Source organism: Streptodolium elevatio (assembly GCF_040649515.1).
Classification (GTDB): Bacteria; Actinomycetota; Actinomycetes; order Streptomycetales; family Streptomycetaceae; genus Yinghuangia; species Yinghuangia elevatio.
The window spans coordinates 16,597-36,269 of record NZ_JBEZFP010000098.1 but is presented as its reverse complement, the minus strand read 5'-3'; the positions used below and the strand labels follow the sequence as shown (position 1 = coordinate 36,269).

The following is a 19,673-nucleotide window of genomic DNA, read 5'->3' as shown; positions in this document are numbered from 1 at the left end:
CTCGTCGGTGCCCGCGACCCACTCGGCGCCTTCGCGCACTTCGCGTCCGCGGCGCCACGTCTCGCCGAGCGCGACGTAGACGAGTACGGCGGCCATGCCGACCAGGTGTTCGCGCCCGGCCAGGTTCGGCTTCCAGGCGACCTCGGCGATCATCAGCCCCCACACGAGCGTCATCAGCACGGGCGCGCGGCAGACCCAGGCGAGGGCCACAACCAGGCCGACGACCGCCGCCGAGGGGCCGGTGTCCAGGACGTGTCCCAGACTGTCGTCGATCCCGAGGAAGCGGTCCGGTCCGAGGGCGATCATGGCACGGGCGGCCATGGTGCCCGCGAGTGTGGCGAGGTACGCGATCACGAGCGTGCGGGCGCGCCCGAGGACCAGTTCGGCGAACCCGAAAACGACGAGCACCTGTGCGAGCGCACCCCATACCGGCAGGTCGGGGGCGGGCACGAACAGCGAGACGGGCGTGCGGAGCAGAGCCAGCCACCACGGCAGGTCCGCGCGTACGCCGCCCAGCACGCGCGTGGTGTCGGCGCCCCAGTCGAACTGCTGGACCACATGGAAGAAGGCCACCAGCGCGGTCGAGGCGAGCGCCAGCGGGATCGCGCGCGGGCCGCGGCGCCGCACTTCCGCGAAGGGCACGGCGATGACGCGCTGCCACTCGCCCTTGAGCGCGGCGCCGGTACGCGCGGTGGCGCTCCGGCGGCGTGGCGGGGGCGGCGCGTCGGGCATCGGGGGGTCTCCGGGGTGGGCCGCCTTCGATGCTTGGCGGATTACACCGGTATGCCCTGATTAACTGGGTTATCTCGCGGCGTTCGAGTTTCCCGCGGGACAGGCGCCAGGTTCACCGGAACGGACGACCCCGGGCAGGCCCGACAGCGGCCGCACTCACCGGCCGCGGCGTCCGCGCCGGAGAATCTGCGCGGCGGCCGCCGAGCCCACCGACAGCAGTACGGCCGCCGCGGCCGGCAGGACGATGTCCGTCCACGGGTCGCGGAACCGGGTGAACGTCGCCTGGCCGTCGGCGATCGTGATGAACCCCGTCGGCGTCACCGTCGCGCCGCCCCCGCCTCCGCCGCCCTCGCCGAGCGCGGAGTCCTGCCGTCCGGAACCCGCGCCGCCGCCGAACCCGAACCGGGCGGTGGCCACCGGGACGACGGTGACGCCGCCGTTGGTGACCGGTTCGCCGAACACCGCGGACGCCGCGGTGGCCTTGCCGAGCGCGCCGGCGAGGCGTTCGAGGAGGGTGGCGCCCACCCCGACTCCCGCGGCCCGCGCCGCGTCGAGGTAGGCGGGCGTGGCGAGTTCGGCGGCCAGGGAGTCCGGGACCGGGGCGGGATCACGAGAGGCAGGCATGTACCCATGCTGGCCGCGCGCCCGGGTGGGGAACAGCCCCGGGGAGGGAGGTATTCAGTGGCAAGGCCACAGGCCCGCGCACGTCATCGGCCGCGGACACCGTCCAGCACCAGGGCGAGCAGGCGCTCGGGTTGTTCGTCGTCGCCGCCGAGGCCGGCCGACAGGGCGATGCCGACGACGAGTTGCACCAGGTCGTCGGATGCGACGTCGGGGCGGGCCGCGCCCGTGCGCTGGGCTCGGGCGAGCAGCGCGGCCGCGGCATCGGTGATCAGGCGGTGGCAGTCGACCCCGAGCCCGTCCGCCTCCCCGTCCGCCGACTCCTCGGCCATCGCCGCCACCGCGGTGCCCTGGTGGAGCCGGGCGTGTGCGAGGAAGGCGCGGAACCACTCGACGAGTGCCGCGTCCGCGGCCGCGGCCGCCGCAGCAGCGGCCGGGTCGGCAGCCCCTGCGTGGGCCGCGACATGCGCGGCGTCCGGGGCATGCACGGAACCCCGGGCATGCGCAGCGTCAGTGACATCGGTGACGTCCGTGGCCAGCAGGCGGTCGGCGTGCGCGACGAGGATCTCGACCCGCTCGACGACGACCGCGGCGGCCAGCGCGCGGCGGTTCGGAAAGTGCCGGTAGAGCGTCCCCGGCCCTACCCCCGCGCGGCGCGCGATCTCGTTGAGGGACGCGTCGGGACCGTCCTCCGCGAACACCTCGCGCGCGGCCGCCACGATGCGTTCGCGGTTCAGGCGCGCGTCGGCGCGCTGCCCCGCGGGTGTTGCCGTCCTGCCCGTCTTCGCCACCGTCGCTCCATCCCTGAGCCAAGTCCCGCGCCGAGTCCCGCCCCGGCCCGCTAGCCAAACGGAGAGGTTCTCCGTATCTTATCCCGGGAGCAAGCGGAGAACCTCTCCGCTTATTGCCGGTCATCTCCGCATGGGAGCACCACGTGCACGACGAAACCCGTACGACCCTCGGCGGCGTGGGCATCTGGACGTTCGCGTTCGATCCGCAGCCCGCCACCCTGGTCCGCGAATCCGCCGCGGAAACAGAAGAGTTGGGATACACCGCCATCTGGTTCGGCGAAGCGTTCGGCCGCGACACCTTCGGCCAGGCGGCCCTGCTGCTGAACGCCACGCGCGGGATCACGGTCGCGTCCGGCATCGCGAACATCGCGTTCCGCGACCCGATCGCCACGGCCACCGCCACCCGCACGCTCGGTGAGGCATTCCCCGGCCGCTACATCCTCGGCCTCGGCGGCCACCGCGTCGACGACACCGTCCACAAGCTCGACGGCTACCCGATGCCCGCACGGGGCCGCGCGGTCGCCACGATGCGCGGGTACCTCGATTCGATGGACGCGGTCCCCGCGCACGGCCCCGACCCCCGACCGGCGCCGCGCCGGGTGCTGGCCGCCCTCGGGCCGAAGATGCTGGAACTGGCCGCCGAGCGCGCGTGGGGCGCGCACCCGTACTTCGTCCCCGTCGAACACACCGCGCGGGCCCGCCACATCTTGGGACCGGACGCGTTCCTCGGCGTCGAACAGGCCGTCATCCTCGACACCGACCTCGTCCGCGCGCGCGAGCTGGCCACCGCGCATGTCGCCGGGTACGTCGGCCAGGCGGCGCATCAGGAGGCGAACGTACGTCGGCTCGGCTTCGGCGACGCGGACATCGCCGGCGTCCCGAGTCGGCGCCTCGTGGACGCGATCGTCGCGTACGGCGACGCCGACACGATCCGCCGCCGGGTCCGCGAGCATTTCGACGCGGGTGCCGACCACGTCTGCGTACAGGTGCTCACCGCCGACCCGGCCGCGCTCCCCCGCCCCGAGTGGCGCGAACTGGCGCCCGCACTGGTCCTGGAGCGCGCGGCGGCCTAGGACGGGTGTCCGGTCGAGCCTGCACGCGCGCAGCCCGCACGACCGGTCGCCGGCAACCGGTCGTCGGCGCAACCGATCGGCGCCGCTAGACCGTGCGGCGCAGGAGCGCGAGGTACATCGCGTCGGTGCCGTGCAGGTGCGGCCACAGCTGGACGTCCGGCCCCGCACCGAGGTCGGTGACGCCGGGGAACAGCTCACGGGCGTCGACCAGTTCGAAGCCCTCCCCCGCCTCCGTCGCGAGCACGTCGTCCACGACGGCACGGGTCTCGGCCTTGTGCGGCGAGCAGGTCACGTACGCGACCACTCCGCCCGGGCGCACCGCACCCAGTGCGGTGCCGAGCAACTGCCTCTGCAACGGCCCCAGTTCGGCGATGTCCTCGGGTCGGCGGCGCCACCGCGACTCCGGACGGCGGCGCAGCGCGCCGAGCCCGCTGCACGGCACGTCGGCGATGACCCGGTCGAACACGCCCGGCTCCCATGCCGGTTGCGTGCCGTCGGCGGTCACGACCTGGTGGTTCGTGTTCCAGCCGATCGCGTTGCGGACCAGTCGGGCGCGGTGGTGGCGGCGCTCGACGGCCAGCAGCGACACATCGCGCTGCGTCGCGATCGCGGCGAGCAGGCCGGCCTTGCCGCCGGGGCCCGCGCACAGGTCGAGCCAGCGCCGCTCACCGCCGTCAACGGGGGCGACCGGGGCCTCGGCGAGTGCCTGCGCGACGAGTTGGCTGCCCTCGTCCTGCACGCCGGCCCGCCCGTCGCGGACCGCGGCGATGGCTCCCGGGTCGCCCTCGGGGAGCACCGCGGCCAGCGGTGACCAGCGCCCCGGCTCGGCGCCGGCCGCGTACAGCTCGTCGAGGGTCGAGCGGCCGGGGCGCGCCACGAGCGTCACGGCCGGGGGCTCGTTGTCCGCGGCGAGCAGTGCCTCGATTCCCTCACGGCCGCCGCCGAGGGCGTCCCACAGCGCGCCCACGACCCAGCGCGGGTGCGAGTGCACGACGGACAGGTGGCCTTCGGCGTCCTCGTCGTACGGCGGCGCGACCTCGTCGAGCCACTCGCCGAGGTCGCGCGCGGAGACCTTGCGCAGCACCGCGTTCACGAACTTCGCCCGGCCGTCGCCCAGGACGCCGCGCGCCAGTTCGACCGTCGCGGAGACGGCGGCGTGCGTCGGGATCCGGGTGGAGAGCAGTTGGTGCGCGCCCAGGCACAGCACGTCGAGGACCGGCGGGTCCACCTCGCCGATCGGGCGGTCCACGCAGCGGTCCAGGATCGCGTCGTACGTGCCCTGGCGGCGCAGCGTCCCGTGCACCAGCTCGGTGGCGAGGGCGGCGTCGCGGCCGGTCATGCGGCGGTCGCGCAGCAGCCCGGGGAGGACCAGGTTGGCGTACGCGTCCCGCTCGTCGACCGCGCGCAGCACGTCGAACGCGGCACGGCGCGCGGCGTCGGGCTTCGGCCGCCGGTAGGTGCGGGACGCCTTGCCGCCGGAGCCTCCCGGGCTGCGCGGCGACCGGCCGGGGGTGACGGGACGGGTCACTCGGTTTCTCCACTCGCGGCGGCGTTTTCCGCGCCGAAGCGCTCGCCGGACTCGGGACGCACGCCCCGGGCCCAGTCCACGGCCGCCATCATGCGCTTGCCCTGGGGCTGCACTTCGGTCAGTTCGACGGCGTGGCTGCCGGTGCCGACCCGGACGACCTTGCGCTCGACGGCGATCTCGCCGGGGGCGAGTTCGGAGTCGCCCGCGCGCAGGCGTACCGGTGCGAGCTTCACGCGCTCGCCGCGGAATGTCGTCCACGCGCCGGGCGCGGGCGTGCAGCCGCGGACGACGCGGTCCACGCGCAGCGCGGGCGTCGTCCAGTCCACCCGGGCGTCCGCCACGGTCACCTTGGGGGCGAGCGACACACCGTCGGGCGGCTGCGGCACGGCCACGAGTTGGCCGTCCTCGATGCCGTCCATGGTCGCCGCGAGCAGGCGCGCGCCGGACCGCGACAGGCGCTCCAGCAGGTCGCCGCTGGTGTCCGTGGGGCGCACGTCGTCGGTCACACACCCGTAGACCGGCCCCGAGTCGAGACCTTCCTCGATCTGGAAGGTGCACGCGCCGGTCACGTCGTCGCCGCCCATGACGGCGTGCTGGACGGGGGCCGCGCCGCGCCACGCGGGCAGCAGGGAGAAGTGCAGGTTGACCCAGCCGCGCGCCGGGATGTCGAGCGCCGCCTTGGGCAGCAGCGCGCCGTACGCCACCACCGGGCAGCAGTCCGGCGCGATCTCGGCCAGCCGCGCCAGGAACTCCGGCTCCCGCGGCCGCGCCGGGCGCAGCACCTCGATGCCCGCCTCCATGGCCCGCTCGGCGACCGGTGACGGGCGCAGCTTGCGCCCCCGGCCGGCCGGGGCGTCCGGACGTGTGACCACCGCGACCACCTCGTGCCGCGAGGCGATCAGCGCCTCCAGCGACGGGACCGCGACCTCGGGTGTCCCCGCGAAAACCAGACGCATCGGAATCAGAGCGCCTTTCCGAAGGTCCCGTGCGGCGACACCTTGACGGCGGGGGGCGCCTGACCGGACCACTCGGCCTCGCGGATCGCCCGGAGCGCGGCCTTGCGCTGCTCGCGGTCGAGCCGGTCGATGAAGAGGATGCCGTCGAGGTGGTCGGTCTCGTGCTGGATGCACCGGGCGAGCAGCTCGGTGCCCTCGATCGTCACCGGGTCGCCGTGCATGTTGAAGCCCTTGGCCACGACCCCGAAGGCGCGCTTGGTGTCGTACGCCAGCCCCGGCAGCGACAGGCACCCCTCGGGGCCGTCCTGCTCGTCGTCGGACAGGTCCAGGTCCGGGTTGACCAGATGCCCGATCTCGCCGTCCACGAAGTAGGTGAAGACCCGCAGCGACACCCCGATCTGCGGAGCCGCCAGCCCCGCCCCGGGCGCGTCCGTCATCGTGTCCGTCAGGTCCTTGACCAGGACCCGAAGCTCCTTGTCGAAGACCGTCACCGGGTCCGCCGCGGTACGCAACACCGGATCACCGAAAAGGCGGATCGGCTGAACTGCCACAGAAGAACTCCCGTTCGACCGGAGACGGAGGACACGACCAAGGGGCGGCACCCCCTCAACCCGCCCAGTCTACCGACGCCCCACCCCCCTCCCCGGCCGAGACAACCTCCCGGCCAACCGCCGCCCCGCACATACGGGCTCGGCGGTCCAGCTGGGTTCAGCCGATGTCGAGGGGATCCATGCGGACCCAGACGGTCTCGGCGGGGCCTCTGGACATCCACAGCGCTTGGGCGGATTTGAGCGCCGCGGCGAGTTCCGCGCCTCGGCCGGGGGCGACGCGGATGAGGAGGCGTTCGCGGCGTTCCTCGGGCGGCGGCTCGGGGGCCTGACGCCCCGGGGTCCACAGGCCGGGGGCGTCGGACGCGGGGGCCGGGGGGCGCTCTATGGCCGCGCGGGCCGCGGCGGACTTGGAACGTGCCCGGGAGGTACGGGTGTTCGCCGGTGCCTGCGGGCTCCTCGGCGGCGGGGCCGGGACCGGGCCGAGGGTCTCGGCGCCCTCGGGCAGGCGTACCAGGCGCATCAGCTCGGCGACGGCCGTGGGCGACCCGGTGACCGAGGCCATGCGCGAGACGGGCGGCAGGCCCAACTCGGCGCGTTCGGCGAGTTCGGTGCGGGCGTAGCCCTGGGGGTCCCAGCGTACGAGGGCCTGCACCGCGCGCAGGGTCGGCTCCGCGATGATCACGACCGCGCCGCCCTCCGACGCCGGGCGGACCAGGGACGCGGCGCCCAGCCAGCGGCGCAGGGCTTCCTCGCCGGCGCGCAGGTCGGGCCGGTTGAGCAGGAGCCAGCCGTCGAGGAGGAGGGCGGCGGCATATCCGTCCGCCGCGACCGGTTCCGCGCCGGGGGTCGCGACGACGAGTGCGGGGACGTCCGGCACCGTCGCCAGCACCGCGTCCCGCCCCGACGTGCGCACCGGCACGCGCGGGAACGCCCGGCCGAGTTCTTCGGCGGTACGGCGCGCACCCACCACGTTCGCCCGCAACTTGGCCCCGCCGCACTCCGCACACCGCCAGCCGACCTCGTGCCGCCCGCACCACGAGCACACCAACGCCCCTTCGGAGCTGGTGAGTTCGAGTGGTCCCACACACGCGGTGCAGCGGGCGGACGCCCGACAGCGCAGGCACGCGGCGTGCGGCACGTACCCGCGCCGCGGCACCTGCACCAGCACGGGCCCGGACTCCAGCGCTCGGCGGGCGACGTCCCAGGCCATCGTCGGCAGGCGTGCGACGCGCGCGGCGTCGTCCCGGGCGAGGTCGAAGTCGCCGACCGTGCGCAGCAGGGGCGCCGCCTCGCGTACGCGCGCCCGGTCGGCCTCGACCGGCTGGGCCCATCCGGAGCGCACCAGCTGCGCGGCGTCGACCGAGGTCGTCAGCCCGCCGACGAGGAACGCCGCCTGCTCGCGCAGCGCACGCATCACCAGCACCTCGCGCACGTGGGGCTGCGGCGCGTGCAGTTCCGAGTGCGCGGTGTCGCCGTCGTCCCACAGGGCGACCAGCCCCAGGTCGGCGACCGGCGCGAACATCGCCGCGCGCGTGCCGACGACGGCCTTGACCGTCCCCCGGCTGACGGCAAGCCAGCGGCGGTAGCGCTCTTCCGGACCCACCTCGGCGGTGAGCGCGATGTGGTGCCCCCGCCCGAGCAGCTGCTCCATGGCCTCGTCGACGCGCGCGACGGCCTTGCCGTCCGGCAGCACGACGATCCCGCCGCGCCCGGACGCGAGCACCGCGGCCAGCAGCAGCGCGATCTCCCCCGGCCAGGTCGGGCCGGGCAGCGCGGTCCAGACGGTACGCGGCGACTCCCCGGCCGCCAGCGCCTCCAGCAGCCGCGGCCCGTCGGCGTACCGCGCCCAGCTGCCTGGCTCGGGGCGGCCGGGTGCGGGCAGCGGATCGATGGCGGGCTCGGTCTCGACGCGCGCGTGTCGGGGCGGCAGCGCGAGCGAGAGGACGTCGGCCAGGGTGCCCGCGTAGCGGTCGGCGACCGCGCGGGCGAGGTCCAACATGCGGGCGGGCAGCACCGGTTCCGGCGACAGCACACGCTCGATGCGGGCCAACGGCCCGGAGTAGTCGCTCGCCGCGAGCCGGTCGACGACGATTCCGTCGATCAGGCCGCCACCGCGGCGCCGGTCTCCCGCGGCGTGGCCGCCGAAACGTACGCGCACCCGCACGCCCGGCTGGGCGGTCTCCGCCATGGTCTCCGGCACGGCGTAGTCGAAGTACTGGTCGAGGTGGGACAGCGCCTTGTCGACGACGACGCGGGCGACCGGCAGTTCGGCGGCGAGGGCCGGGGGCTTGCGCGGTTTGGCGGACTTGGCGGCCTTGCGCGCGGCGGCGACGGCGATCTCCAACTGCTCGGCGGGAGCAGTGGAGTCGTCGTCCGGCCGGTCCCCCGCGCTGTGCTCACCCACCCGGGCATCTTCCCAGATCAGGGCGACAGAGCCGGGGCAGGCCACGCCCCGGAGCACCCCGCGCCGGCGCGGGTGGTCAGGAGCCGGGCCCGCTGTGCCGCCGTACGCACAGCTCCGCCGCACCGAGCAGCGCAGCGGGCGGGCCGAACACCCAGATCGGCCAGAAGTAGACCGGCTGCTCGGTGACCAGGACCAGCAGCCAGATGGCGACGTTGACCGCGGTCACCGCGAGCACCGCGGTCCACAGGCCGCGCAGGACGCTCCGTGCGCTCACCCCGCGCCGACGCTCCTCGCGTTCCTCGCGCGCCTGCCGGGCCCGCACCGGGACGGGAACAGGGACGACGACAGGGACCGGCGGCGGAACGGGCGGTTCCGCGCGCGTGGGTCTCGGGGACGGCGGGGCCACCGGCTGCACCGCCGCGGACCGCTGCCAGGCCGCGCGCAGCACCTCGACGTCGTACTCCAGGTGCTCGGGCGGCGGCAGGTCCTTGAGCAGCTGGGCCAGTTCCCCCAGGGTCACCGCGGAGTACGCGGCACCGATGCGGTCGGTGTACTCGTCCAGCGTCAGGCGACCCTGGTCGTGATGTGTCCGCAGGAGTTCGACCGCCGCTTCGCGGTCGACGTCGGAAGCCCGCATGGCCGGTTGCCTCAGCATGACTCCGAGGCTAGGCACGCCGATCGGGTGTGCCCATGGGGCTAGCCCCACTTTTCGGGGCGTCTTCCGGTCCCTTCCTGGACTGTCCGCGGCCCGCTCCCGGCCCTTCTCCTGGGCCCCTCTCCCGGGCCCCTCTCCCGGGCTCGCCGCCCGAGTCGGCGGGGCCGCGCGGGCGTCACCCCAGCAGGTCGCGCAGGCCGACGAGGTATCGCTCAGGGGTGAGGTCGCCGGTCACGTGGAACTGCACGACGTACCCCTGCATGAGGGACAGCAGGGTGTGCGCGACCGCGCGGCGGTCGGCGTCGGCCGGCAGGTGCCCGGCACCGACGAACCCGTCCGCGACCTCGGCCAGCTCGTCCAGCATCTCGCGGTTGAGGGCGGCGATGACCTCGCGCAGCGCCGGGTCGCCGAGCGACTCGCCCCACGCGTGGATCATGAGGCGGCCGGTGCCGTCCGGGTCGCGGAACGCGCCGAGGTCGTCGATGAGCCGGGCCAGCGTGTCGGCCGGGGAGAGGTCGCGGCCGCTGTCGAGCAGTGCCCGCACCGAGGCGCGGACCTGGCCGACCGCCCCGGCGGCGATGTCCGCGATCAATTCGTCCTTGCCGGCGAAGTACCGATAGACGGCTCCGGCCGACAGCCCGGACTCGGCGAACACGTCCTGCATCGACGTGCGGTGGAAGCCGTTCCGGGCGAAGCAGCGCCCGGCCGCCTCCACAATCTGGCGGCGACGGGCATCGAGATGGGCCTGCGCGACTTTGGGCATGCCAGAATAATAAAACGAGCGTTCTTCTTTTTGGCCCGACACCGCCGCGGAGTTCGCGCCGCGTCGTCGTCCGACCCGTTCGGCCATGTTCGAACTGTTTGATCCGCTCGATCCGCTCGATCCGCTCGACTCTTTCGACCTGTTCGACCCATCCGACCGGCAGGGAGTGTCCATGTCCTCGGCTCGTACGCCGCACGCCGAACCCGAAGCCGCCGCGCACCGCGCGCACGCCGGCCCGGTGAACCTTCCCCCGCGCCGGATCGCCGCGCTGGTCGCGGGCGCCCTGGTGGTGATCCAGGCCGGGATGCTGGTGCTGTTCGCGTGGCCCAACGCCCGGCTGCACCCGCGCGACGTGCCGATCTCCGTGTCCGGGCCGCCGCCCGCCGTCGCGCAGATCGTCGAGGGGCTGCGCCGCGCGGACCCCGGAGCGTTCAAGGTGCACGTCGCCGAGGACGAAGCGGCCGCCCGCGACCGGGTGTTGGACCGCAAGGACTACGGTGCGCTCGTGGTCGGCCCGGAGGGGCCTCGCGTCCTGGTCGCGTCCGGAGCGAGTGTGCCGGTCGCGCAACTGCTCGAACAGGTCGCGGCGGGAGCGAACGGAGGCCGGCCGGTCCCGGTCGACGACCTGGTGCCGCCCGCGTCGGGCGACCCGCGCGGCACGGGGCTCAACTCGGGCATGCTGCCGCTGGTCCTCACCGGGATGTTCAGCGGCATCCTGCTGACCCTGCTGGTCTCGCAAGTACGGTGGCGGGTCGTGGCCGCGGCGGCGTTCTCCCTGGTGGGCGGGGTGTGCGCGACAGGGCTGATGCAGGGCTGGGTGGAGGCGATCCGCGGGCCGTTCGCGCTCAACGCGGCGGTCCTCGCCGCGATGATGTTCGCGATCGGGGTGACCATCATCGGCTTCGCGGCGGTGTTCGGACGCCCCGGCATGGCGGTCGGCGCGGTCCTGATGTTCCTGGTCGGCAATCCGCTGTCCGGGGTCGCCGCGGGCCCGCAGATGCTGCCGCAACCCTGGGGAGCCTTCGGACAGTTCCTCCCGCCGGGCGCCGGCGGTAGCCTGCTGCGGTCCACCGCGTTCTTCGACGGGCAGGGCGCGGCGCGTCCACTGGCCGTACTGCTCGGGTGGATGGTCCTGGCCGCCGGACTCATCGCCGCGGCGGCCCTGCTCGACCGGCGTACCCGTCCCGCCGCCAGTCCCTGACGGCCCGCCAGAAGACGGCCACGTGACCCGACATCATCGCAGCGACGCAGCGCACCCCGTGTGCACCGACGAGGCCGACGTGCTGGGGGCCGCCGTACGCCGGCCCCCGCTGGGACGCGGCCGCCAGTCCGAGGCCGAACGCAACGACTTCCTCGTACTAGCCGCCGCCCGCGAGGTGTTCACCACGCGCGGTGCCCAGGCGACCGTCGCCGCGGTGGCGCACCGCGCGGGCGTCGGCGTCGGCACCCTCTACCGCCGGTACGGCAGCAAGACCGAGCTGATCCAGACCCTCTGCCGCCTGACGATGGAGCAGATGATCGCCGAGGCGGAGGCGGCGCTCGCCGACGACGCGGATCCCTGGGGGGCGTTCGCGCGGTTCGTGCAGCGCTGCATCCGGCTCCGCGCCGGTGCGGTGTCCATCGTCGCCGGGACCATTCCGGTGACCCCGGACATGATCGAGACGAGTGACCGGGCGAGCACCCTGCTCCAGGCGGTCGTGGACCGCGCCCGGGAGGGCGGCGGGCTGCGTGGCGACGTCTCGCTCGTCGACATCCAGCGCCTCATCGAGTTGTTCGGGCGCTATCCGGGTTCGTTCCCCCTGGACGGCGACCATCCCGCCGAGCTGCTCGCCGAGGAACTCCACGCACGGGAGCGGCTGGTGGCCCTGGCTCTGGACGGGCTCCGGGCACCGGCCGGCTCGCTCCCGGGCCCGGCCCCGACCTGGGCGGACTACCAGCGCCGCTGGATCAGCGCGTTCGCCCCGCCACCGTCGGCCGAGGCCGAGGCCGATGCCGGGTCCGAGGCCGGCCGGACGTCCGAGTCCGAGCTCCGCACCAGATCCGAGTCCGTGCCCGGGACCGCGCACGAAGCCGCGCACGAAGCAAGGTACGAAGCGGCGGACGAGCTCCCGCCGGAGTGACCGCCGTCCCCCGCACGCCAGACCGGCGCCTCAGGCCGAACGGTCCCCCGCGGCGCCCGCGCCCGCCGCCGCGGGGCTGTTCAGGCTCGGGTGGTTCTCCAGCATCGCCTGGAGGAAGCGCCGCATCCGCGGAGACGGGTCCAAGCCCAGGTCGGCGCTCAAGGTGCGCCGCAGGCGCTGGTACGCCTCCACGGCGTGCGCCTGCCTGCCGGACCGGTACAGCGCGAGCATCAACTGCGCCCGCACGTTCTCGTTGGTCGGATGGCGGGTCGCCAACGCGCTCAGTTCACCGATCAGTTCGTGGTGCCGGGCGAGCCGGAGATCGGCCTCGATCCGGGTCTCCTGAACGCTGAGCCGGTACTCCTCCAGCATCGCCGCATGCGCCCGCAACACGGGCCCGGCCTGGACGCCGGTGAGCGCCCGACCCTCCCACATGTCCAGGGCGCGGGCGAGCAGCGCCGAGCCGCGCGCGTCGTCGCCGTCCGCGAGCGCGTCGCGGGCCTTGCGTACCCCCTCGTCGAAGAGGTGCAGGTCGAGACTGCCGTCCGGCACCGAGAAGCGGTACCCGCGCTCGGCCGTCGCAAGTACCTGCTTGGCCGCGCGCATCGTGCCGATCTCGGGTACGCCGCACAGCACGCGTCTGAGATGCAGCACGTATGTCTGCAACGTGGACAGCGCGCTGTCCGGCGGTTGGTCGTCCCACAGCTCCTTGATGCAAACGCCAACCGGGACCACCTGGTTCGCGTTCAGCAGGAGCAGCGCGAGCAATTGTCTCTGCTTCGGCGCCTTGGGGACCGTCGGCGCGCCCACGCCGGTCATGCGCAGCGGGCCGAGGATCGCGAATCGCATCTGTTACGCCTCCGGGTTCCGGGGTCGTCCTCGACGGATGCTAGTCGGAGCAGTCTGTTCCGATAAGGCACTCCATGTAAACGATTGGTGACCTTGCGACAACCGGAACGACGGCTGCCGCGCCGCGGGGTTCGCGTCTCGACCCGGCCCGCTCCGCCTCGCGCCGACTCGTACCGCGCCGTGCGCCGGCCGTTCGCCCCGCGCCCTTGTCGGGCTCCAGTGAGGCTCCAGACGTGCCCCGAACGCTGGTGCAGTCGTCTCGAACACACCATCGGATCAAGGGGCATCACGATGAATCAGCTCACGCTCGGGGGGTTCACCGACATCCTGCGCCGCGCCGCCGGCGAGGAGGAGGACGTCGACCTCGAAGGGGACATCGTCGAGGTCGCGTTCGCGGACCTGGGCTACGACTCGCTCGCGCTGCTGGAGGTCGCGGCCATCGTGGAACGCGAGTTCGGGATCGCGATCGCCGACGAGGCCGTGCAGGAGGCCAGGACACCGGGCATGTTCATCGGCCTCGTGAACGGGCTGCTGGAGCAACCGGCATGAGCACGAGTGTCGCCGCGGTCGCCGACCCGACGGCGCCGCCCCGATGGCTCGCCTGCCGGGGATGCGGCTCGCTGGTGTACGCGAAGCGGTTCGCGACCGCCCACCGGGTATGTCCCGACTGCGGCCACCACCATCCCCTGACCGCGGACGAGCGCATCGGCCAACTCTTCGACACCGCAAGCGTGTCGCGGGTCGGTGGCGCCGCGTACACCGCCGACCCGCTCGGGTTCACCGACTCCAGACCGTATCCCGAACGGGTGGCGCAGGCCCGGGCCGCGACCGGGCTCGACGAAGCCGTCGTGTGCGTACGCGGGACGATCGAGGGCAGACCCGTCGTCGCCGCGGTCATGGACTTCCGCTTCATGGGCGGCAGCCTCGGCGGCGCGGTCGGCGAACTGGTCGCCGAGGCCGCCGAATCCGCGCTGCGCGACCGCGTACCGCTGCTGCTCGTGTGCGCGTCGGGCGGAGCCCGCATGCAAGAGGGCATCGTCGCGCTCATGCAGATGGCCAAGACCAGCGGCGCCCTGGCCCGGCTGGACGCTGCGGGCGTCCTGACCGTGTCGCTGGTCACCGACCCCACGTTCGGCGGGGTGGCCGCGTCGTACGCCACGCTGTGCGACGTCATCGTCACCGAGCCCGGCGCCCGTCTCGGGTTCGCCGGCCCCCGGGTGATCGCCCAGACGATCCGCCAGGAACTGCCGCCGGGCTTCCAGCGGGCGGAATTCCTGCTGGCACACGGGATCGTGGACGTCGTCGCCAAACGCGGGGAACTGCGCTCGGTGCTGGCCAAGTTGCTGACCGCCGCGGCCCCACCGGAGCCGTCGGCTGCCGACCCCCTGAAGCCAGGCCCGCGGGACCCGCTCGTCCGTGATCCGGAGCTCCTGCCGCCACGCGACCCCTGGGCGACGGTCCGCGCCGCCCGAGCGATCGAACGACCCGGCACCCTTTCCTACTTCGCGCACCTCCTCGACGACTTCCAGGAGCTGCGCGGCGACCGAGCGCACGGCGACTGCCCGGCGATCGTCGGCGGCACCGCCCGGTTCGCCGGACGCACGGTCGTCGCCATCGGCCACGAGAAGGGCGAGAGCCTGGCCGAACTGGCGACGCGCAACTACGGCATGGCCACGCCGGCCGGCTATCGCAAGGCGATGCGCCTGATGCGGCTGGCCGCAAAGCTGCGGGCGCCCGTACTGACTTTCGTCGACACGCCGGGCGCGTACCCGGGCATCGAGGCCGAGGAGCAGGGCCAGTGCGTCGCCATCGCCGAGAGCATCCGCCTCATGGCCGCGCTCCCGGTGCCGATCGTCAGCGTGGTCACCGGGGAGGGCGGCAGCGGCGGCGCCCTCGCGCTCGCCGTCGCCGACCGCGTGGTGATGCTCGCGGACGCGGTGTACTCGGTCATCAGTCCCGAGGGCTGCGCCGCGATCCTGTGGGACGACCCGGCGCGCGCCGCCGACGCGGCCGCCGCCCTTCGCCTCGGCGCACGTGAACTCCTGGCACTCGGCGCGGTCGACGGCGTGGTCCCGGTTCCCGAAGGCGGCCCGCAGGCCGACCCCGCGCGGATGGCGGCCGACCTCGCCGCCGTCGTGGGCGCCGCGCTCGACGCGCTCGTACCGCTCGGCGGCGAGCGCCTGATGGCCGAACGCCTCGCCAAATTCCGCGCGTTCGGTGCGCCCACCGGTGCCCCGAACACGACCGCGGACACGCCCTCGGACACATCCCCGGACACATCCCCGGAAAGGTCCCCGGACGCACCCGTGGGCGCGCCCCCGCATCCGACCGCAGAGGAGCAGGACCAGTGACCCTCGCCCCGGAACAGCCCGTACACGACCTCGCCCCCGACACCGCCGCCGAACTGATCGATCTGGTGGGCGCGGTGCGTGAGCACGCGACCCGCCTGATCGTCGACCTGAGCACGGCACCGTCCGCCGTGCGCGTACGGGCAGGCGACGTCCTCGTCGAACTGGAGTGGCAGTCCGCCGCACCCGTCGCGCCCGACCACCCCGCGCCGACCGCCCACTCCTCCACCCCCGCGACGGCGAACGCTCCCGCCGGTCCCGTGCCGCCCGACACCCGCGCCGCCGGGCCTCCCGGCGAACGCACCATCGCCGCACCCAGCGTGGGCACCTTCTACCGCTCCCCCGAACCCGGCGCGCCGCCCTTCGTCGCGGAAGGCGACCTGGTCGCCCCCGGCCGCCAGGTCGGCATCGTCGAGGTGATGAAGCTGATGATCCCGGTGCACGCGGACCGGGCCGGGCGGATCGCACGGTTCCTCGTCGACGACAACGAGCCCGTCGAGTACGGCCAGCCGCTCGTCGCGCTGGACGCCGCCGCGGAATGAGGGACGCATGTTCTCCACCGTGTTGATCGCGAACCGGGGCGAGATCGCCCTGCGCGTCGCGCGTACCTGCAAGGAACTCGACCTGCGCGTGGTCGCCGTGCATTCGACGGAGGACCGCGACTCCGCGGTCGTCCGGTTCGCCGACGAGGCCGTGCAGATCGGCCCGGCGGCCGCCCGGCACAGCTACCTCAGCGTGCCCGCGATCGTCGAGGCGGCGCTGCGCACCGGCGCGGACGCGGTCCATCCCGGCTACGGGTTCCTCTCCGAGGACCCGGTCCTCGCCGAGGAGTGCGCGGCCAACGGCATCGTGTTCATCGGGCCGCCGCCCGGGGTCATCGAGCGCCTCGGCGACAAGACCGCCGCCCGGGCGCTGATGCACGAGGCCGGGCTGCCGCTGCTGCCGGGCAGTCTGCACGCGCTCGGTACGGCGGACGAGGCCCTTGCGGTGGCCGACTCGATCGGGTACCCGGTCATCATCAAGGCCGCCGCGGGGGGCGGCGGGCGCGGCCTGCGGGTGGTGCCGGAGCCGGGCGCGTTCGCCCGCGCGTACCAGGAGACGCGGGCCCAGGCACAGACCCTGTTCGGCGACGGACGCGTGTACGTGGAGCGTTACTTGGGTTCGGCGCGGCACGTCGAGATCCAGATCCTGTGCGACGCGTACGGCAACGGCGTACATCTCGGCGAGCGCGACTGCTCGGTGCAGCGGCGCCACCAGAAGCTCGTCGAGGAGGCCCCCGCCCCCGCGCTGCCCGACGGACTGGCCGAGCGCATGGGCGAGTCCGCCGTCCGCGGCGCGCTCGCGGCCGGGTACGTCGGCGCCGGCACCTTCGAGTTCCTGGTCGCGCCCGACGGCTCGTTCTCGTTCATGGAGGTGAACTGCCGTATCCAGGTGGAGCATCCGGTCACCGAGATGGTCACCGGCATCGACCTGGTGCGCGAGCAGATCCGGGTCGCCGCCAGAGCCCGGCTGGCGTTCACGCAGGACGACGTCGCGGTGCGCGGCGTCGCGATCGAGTGCCGGCTCAACGCCGAGGACCCGCGGCGGGACTTCGCGCCCGCGCCCGGCGTGCTGACCCGGTTCGAGCCGCCGGGCGGTCCGTTCGTACGCGTCGACACACACGGCTACCCCGGCTACCGGGTGCCCGCGGTGTACGACTCCCTCCTCGCCAAGCTGATCGTCTGGGCGCCGGACCGCCCCGCGGCCATCGCCCGCATGCAGCGCGCGCTCGACGAGTTCCACATCACGGGGCCGGGCGTGCACACCACGGCCGCGTTCCTGCGCGAGGTGATCGACCATCCGCTGTTCCGGCACGCCAAGCACGACACCGCCTTCGTGGCGCAGTTCCTGGCGGCCGATCCCCACGACCCGGGAGGTTCCGTATGAGCACCGCTCCGTCCTCACCCGCATCCGCCCGCGCCCCGCGCACCGCACTGGTGACGGGCGCGACCAGCGGCATCGGTCTGTCCGTCGCCCAGGCGCTCGGCGCGGCCGGCGACCGCGTGTTCATCTCCGCGCGCGACGCCGACAACGTCGAGCGCACCGTCAAGGACCTCGGCGACGCCGGCGTCGAGGCCGCCGGAACGGCGTGCGACGTACGCGACGGCGCGTCGGTCCGGGACATGGTGGCCGCCGCGGTGGACCGGTTCGGGCCGGTCGACATCCTGGTCAACAACGCCGGCCGCAGCGGTGGCGGGGTGACCGCCGAACTCCCGGACGAGCTGTGGTTCGACGTCATCGACACCAACCTCCACAGCGTCTTCCGGGTCACCCGCGAGGTGCTGACCGGCGGCGGACTGCGCGAGCGTGCCTGGGGGCGCGTCATCAGCATCGCCTCCACGGGCGGCAAGCAGGGCGTGGTGCTCGCCGCGCCGTACTCGGCCTCCAAACACGGCGTGGTCGGCTTCACGAAGGCGCTGGGCCTCGAACTCGCCCGCACCGGCATCACCGTCAACGCGGTGTGCCCGGGGTTCGTCGAGACGCCGATGGCCGCGAAGGTGCGGCAGGGCTACGCGGCGGCCTGGGACACCACCGAAGAGGACGTGCTCGCCCGCTTCGAGGCCAAGATCCCGCTCGGCCGCTACACGGCACCCGAGGAGGTCGCCGCGATGGTGGCGTACCTGGCCTCGGACGCCGCGGCCGCGGTGACCGCCCAGGCGATCAACGTCTGCGGCGGCCTGGGCAACTACTGAGCCAGACCCGCCAACGGCATCGGGCCCCGGCGCACTTCGCGCCGGGGCCCGAGGTCGTCCGCACGCCCTTCCGGCGTCAGGGCAGCACCACGACCTGGGCCGCGTACGCGAGCCCCGCACCGAAACCCGCGAGCAGCGCCAGGTCGCCCGACGACGCCCGCCCGGACGCGAGCAGCGCCTCCATGGCCAGCGGCACCGACGCCGAAGATGTGTTGCCGGACGTGACCACGTCGTCGGCGACCGCCACGTGCTCCGGCAGCCGCAGGTCGTGGGCCAGCACCTCGGTGATCCGCAGGTTCGCCTGGTGCGGGATGAACGCCCCCAGGTCGGCGGCCGTCACCCCGGCCTTCTCCAGCGCCGTGTGGCACACCTTGGCGATCTCCCCGGCGGTCCACCGGAACACCCTGCGGCCATCCATGTAGAGGACCGGCGACGGCAGTTCGGGGTCGTCGCGGAACTCCCCCCAGGTGCGTGTCATGGTCAGGGCGTCGAGCGCCTCGCCGTCGCTCCCCCACGCCACGGGCCCGATACCGGGCTCGTCGGAGGGCCCCACCACCCACGCCGCCGCGCCGTCGGCGAACAGAAAGGCCAGCGACCGGTCTTCGGCGTCGATGATGTCCCGCATGCGCTCGGCGCCGACCACCACGACGTGGCGGGCGTTGCCCCCGCGGACCATCGAGTCCGCGAGGGCGAGTCCGTAGCAGCCGCCCGCGCAGGCCGCCGAGATGTCGAACGCACCCGCTCCGCCGGCGCCGATCCGCACCGCGAGGTCGGGTGCCATTCCCGGGAGTTGGCGCAGGTGCGAGATCGTGCTCACCAGGACGCAGTCCACGTCTGCCGGTTCGATCCCGGCGGCAGCCAACGCCTTTCCGGCCGCGGTGGCCGCCATCATCTCGAGCGTCTCGTGCGGCCCCGCGAAGCGGCGCGTGCGGATACCGGAGCGCGACTGCACCCACGCGTCGGACGAGTTGATGAGCGCGCAGACCTCGGCGTTGTCCACCGAGCGCTCCGGGCGGTACGCGCCGACGCCCAGGATGCGCGCGTACCGCACGGGGGCCTGTCCTTCGAGTCGTTTCATCGGATCCCACCTCTCGCTACCGCCGTCGGCGAAGCCGCGTCCGCGGCCCGCCGGCACGGCCTGCCTTCCGCCACCCTCACCGCCGCGCCCCGAGCCCCGGTCGAGCACGGCTCGGGGCGGCGGCAGGGGTCACGGTGGTCCAGTGGTTCTCCAGCCGCGATGGAGCACCGTCCACGACCGTGGAGACACACCGGTCCCCGCGGCGATGGGAAGCCAACGATGCCCAAATACACCCTGGAAGACTTCCGGGCGACACTGCGTGACTGCACCGGCCTGGACGGCCACTCCGACCTCGAAGGCGACATCATCGACACGGAGTTCACCGATCTCGGCTTCGACTCCCTGCTGGTCTACGAGATCGCCACGAAGCTCCAGGACGAGTACAAGGTGGCCATCCCCGACGACGCCATCGACGACCTCAAGTCTCCCCGCGGCTTCATCGATTACCTGAACGAGAGGCTTCCCGCATGAG

Annotated in this window: 20 protein-coding genes; 9 read left to right on the top strand and 11 right to left on the bottom strand. The window is 73.9% G+C overall.

Translation table 11 applies throughout. The features are described from left to right. The 3 genes from AB0C36_RS30080 to AB0C36_RS30070 form a co-directional block, all read right to left on the bottom strand. Positions 1-732 (bottom strand): hypothetical protein (locus AB0C36_RS30080; RefSeq protein ID WP_358360109.1); only part of this gene is annotated, 732 nt, incomplete at its 3' end. Between the two features lie 156 nt (positions 733-888). Beyond that, positions 889-1,356 (bottom strand): spore germination protein GerW family protein, encoded by a 468-nt coding sequence (locus tag AB0C36_RS30075; protein WP_358360106.1) that lies wholly within the window; start codon positions 1,354-1,356, stop codon positions 889-891. 83 nt (positions 1,357-1,439) lie between these two features. Then, positions 1,440-2,144, bottom strand: a complete 705-nt coding sequence (locus AB0C36_RS30070; protein WP_358360103.1) for a TetR/AcrR family transcriptional regulator — start codon at positions 2,142-2,144, stop codon at positions 1,440-1,442. A gap of 143 nt (positions 2,145-2,287) precedes the next feature. On the opposite strand from AB0C36_RS30070, the gene AB0C36_RS30065 reads away from it, so the two are divergent. Next, entirely contained in the window at positions 2,288-3,217 is a 930-nt protein-coding gene (locus tag AB0C36_RS30065; protein ID WP_358360100.1) for a TIGR03620 family F420-dependent LLM class oxidoreductase, read from the top strand. An 85-nt stretch (positions 3,218-3,302) separates the two neighbouring features. On the opposite strand, the gene AB0C36_RS30060 is transcribed toward AB0C36_RS30065, so the two are convergent. The 6 genes from AB0C36_RS30060 to AB0C36_RS30035 form a co-directional block, all read right to left on the bottom strand. Next, entirely contained in the window at positions 3,303-4,745 is a 1,443-nt protein-coding gene (locus AB0C36_RS30060) for an RsmB/NOP family class I SAM-dependent RNA methyltransferase (protein ID WP_358360097.1), read from the bottom strand. Continuing rightward, the gene (gene fmt / locus AB0C36_RS30055; RefSeq protein WP_358360094.1) at positions 4,742-5,701 is read right to left on the bottom strand and encodes a methionyl-tRNA formyltransferase; all 960 of its coding nucleotides are present in this window, start codon (positions 5,699-5,701) and stop codon (positions 4,742-4,744) included. Before fmt ends, AB0C36_RS30060 begins: the two co-directional genes overlap by 4 nt. Positions 5,702-5,706: 5 nt before the next feature. Next, on the bottom strand, positions 5,707-6,252 hold the full coding sequence (def, locus tag AB0C36_RS30050; protein ID WP_358360091.1) for a peptide deformylase: 546 nt from the start codon (positions 6,250-6,252) through the stop codon (positions 5,707-5,709). A gap of 157 nt (positions 6,253-6,409) precedes the next feature. Next, positions 6,410-8,656 carry a primosomal protein N' gene (locus tag AB0C36_RS30045; RefSeq protein WP_358360087.1) on the bottom strand — a complete coding sequence of 749 codons (2,247 nt, stop codon included), beginning with the start codon at positions 8,654-8,656 and terminating at the stop codon, positions 6,410-6,412. A 76-nt stretch (positions 8,657-8,732) separates the two neighbouring features. Next, entirely contained in the window at positions 8,733-9,311 is a 579-nt protein-coding gene (locus AB0C36_RS30040; protein ID WP_358360084.1) for a DUF1707 SHOCT-like domain-containing protein, read from the bottom strand. A 175-nt stretch (positions 9,312-9,486) separates the two neighbouring features. Next, complete coding sequence (locus tag AB0C36_RS30035) at positions 9,487-10,074, bottom strand: TetR/AcrR family transcriptional regulator (RefSeq protein WP_358360081.1); 588 nt, start codon at positions 10,072-10,074, stop codon at positions 9,487-9,489. 85 nt (positions 10,075-10,159) lie between these two features. On the opposite strand from AB0C36_RS30035, the gene AB0C36_RS30030 reads away from it, so the two are divergent. Both AB0C36_RS30030 and AB0C36_RS30025 read left to right on the top strand, forming a co-directional pair. Then, positions 10,160-11,275, top strand: coding sequence for an ABC-2 transporter permease (locus AB0C36_RS30030; RefSeq protein ID WP_358360077.1), 1,116 nt, complete (start codon positions 10,160-10,162; stop codon positions 11,273-11,275). Positions 11,276-11,297: 22 nt separating this feature from the next. Further along, a complete protein-coding gene (locus AB0C36_RS30025; RefSeq protein WP_358360074.1) occupies positions 11,298-12,194 on the top strand; it encodes a TetR/AcrR family transcriptional regulator in 897 nt (298 codons plus the stop codon). A 30-nt stretch (positions 12,195-12,224) separates the two neighbouring features. On the opposite strand, the gene AB0C36_RS30020 is transcribed toward AB0C36_RS30025, so the two are convergent. Then, positions 12,225-13,043: an AfsR/SARP family transcriptional regulator gene (locus tag AB0C36_RS30020; RefSeq protein ID WP_358360071.1), complete on the bottom strand. Its 819-nt coding sequence runs from the start codon at positions 13,041-13,043 to the stop codon at positions 12,225-12,227. A gap of 291 nt (positions 13,044-13,334) precedes the next feature. Here AB0C36_RS30020 and AB0C36_RS30015 point away from each other — a divergent pair, with 291 nt between their 5' ends. Genes AB0C36_RS30015 through AB0C36_RS29995 form a run of 5 tightly spaced genes read left to right on the top strand, consistent with a single transcriptional unit; the run spans position 13,335 to position 18,123 of the window. Continuing rightward, positions 13,335-13,592, top strand: a complete 258-nt coding sequence (locus tag AB0C36_RS30015) for an acyl carrier protein (RefSeq protein WP_358360068.1) — start codon at positions 13,335-13,337, stop codon at positions 13,590-13,592. Further along, complete coding sequence (accD, locus tag AB0C36_RS30010) at positions 13,589-15,394, top strand: acetyl-CoA carboxylase, carboxyltransferase subunit beta (protein ID WP_358360066.1); 1,806 nt, start codon at positions 13,589-13,591, stop codon at positions 15,392-15,394. Before AB0C36_RS30015 ends, accD begins: the two co-directional genes overlap by 4 nt. Continuing rightward, on the top strand, positions 15,391-15,933 hold the full coding sequence (locus AB0C36_RS30005) for an acetyl-CoA carboxylase (RefSeq protein ID WP_358360064.1): 543 nt from the start codon (positions 15,391-15,393) through the stop codon (positions 15,931-15,933). The genes accD and AB0C36_RS30005 overlap by 4 nt, the downstream gene beginning before the upstream one ends. A 7-nt stretch (positions 15,934-15,940) precedes the next feature. Then, positions 15,941-17,317 carry an acetyl-CoA carboxylase biotin carboxylase subunit gene (locus AB0C36_RS30000; RefSeq protein ID WP_358360061.1) on the top strand — a complete coding sequence of 459 codons (1,377 nt, stop codon included), beginning with the start codon at positions 15,941-15,943 and terminating at the stop codon, positions 17,315-17,317. Next, entirely contained in the window at positions 17,314-18,123 is an 810-nt protein-coding gene (locus tag AB0C36_RS29995) for an SDR family NAD(P)-dependent oxidoreductase (RefSeq protein WP_358360059.1), read from the top strand. The genes AB0C36_RS30000 and AB0C36_RS29995 overlap by 4 nt, the downstream gene beginning before the upstream one ends. A 76-nt stretch (positions 18,124-18,199) precedes the next feature. Here the strand turns inward: AB0C36_RS29995 and AB0C36_RS29990 are convergent, their stop codons facing one another. Beyond that, positions 18,200-19,201 carry a beta-ketoacyl-ACP synthase III gene (locus AB0C36_RS29990; protein ID WP_358360056.1) on the bottom strand — a complete coding sequence of 334 codons (1,002 nt, stop codon included), beginning with the start codon at positions 19,199-19,201 and terminating at the stop codon, positions 18,200-18,202. A gap of 219 nt (positions 19,202-19,420) precedes the next feature. Between AB0C36_RS29990 and AB0C36_RS29985 the strand changes: the two genes are divergently transcribed. Further along, positions 19,421-19,672: an acyl carrier protein gene (locus AB0C36_RS29985; protein ID WP_358360053.1), complete on the top strand. Its 252-nt coding sequence runs from the start codon at positions 19,421-19,423 to the stop codon at positions 19,670-19,672. The last annotated feature ends 1 nt before the right edge of the window (position 19,673 follow it).